Origin of the sequence: Wolbachia endosymbiont of Madathamugadia hiepei (assembly GCF_013366855.1) — a bacterium.
In the GTDB taxonomy this organism is placed as follows: domain Bacteria; phylum Pseudomonadota; class Alphaproteobacteria; order Rickettsiales; family Anaplasmataceae; genus Wolbachia.
In genome coordinates this window covers 1-755 of sequence record NZ_WQMP01000206.1, presented here as the reverse complement: position 1 = coordinate 755, position 755 = coordinate 1, and the positions used below count along the sequence as shown (strand labels likewise).

Sequence of the window (755 nt, the reverse complement as noted above, 5' to 3'; positions counted from 1 at the left end):
TCATATATGAGGCAAGATTCTATAGCATAATAGCAAATAGCTTTAGTTTATCATTTGTTACCGCGCTAATCTCGATTAGCATTGCAATAATGATTGGATATGCGGCGCGTAAAAATAGGACAATCAGTAGTGTAGCACGTCTTATTTCCTTAGGCTACGCAATTCCAAATGTGATTATTGCAATTAGTATAATAATATTTTTAAGCAAGATATCTTCTTTTGTTACTCAATATATAGTGGAAGTGAGCCTAGTAGGAACTGTTGGTGCTTTGGTTTACTCGTATTTATTTCGTTTTTTTGCTATATCTTTTAAAGCAATAGAATCAGGGCTCAAAAAAACACCAAATGAAATTGAGTGGACCGCATATACTATGGGTCATGGACCTATTTCCACGTGTTTGAATGTTCATATTCCTCTCATCAGGAAAAGTATATTGTCGGGGTTTTTGCTCGTGTTTATGGATACTATCAAGGAACTCACGGCAACACTCATTATCAGGCCATTTAATTTTGAAACTATATCAACTAGAATATATGAGCTTGTAAGCGATGAGCGCTACAGAGAAGCTGCCCCGTTTTCGTTAATGATAGTTATGATCGGCTTAATCTCCACAGTGATCTTATTTAAGCTTGACGATGGGAGTAAAAAATAAATTTTAATGAGTTCACTAGTCTCTGTGAACAAAATTTTAGAGAAGCCATATGAGAGAACCAACGAAGTTTAAAAAACCCATAAAAACCTCAGCAGTCTTGTC

General features: G+C 35.4%; 1 protein-coding gene. It reads left to right on the top strand.

Annotation, left to right across the window (positions count from 1 at the left end):
- Window positions 1-653: ABC transporter permease (locus GO685_RS05395; protein ID WP_175937890.1), on the top strand; the 653-nt coding region annotated here is incomplete at its 5' end.
- Window positions 654-755: the final 102 nt, after the last annotated feature.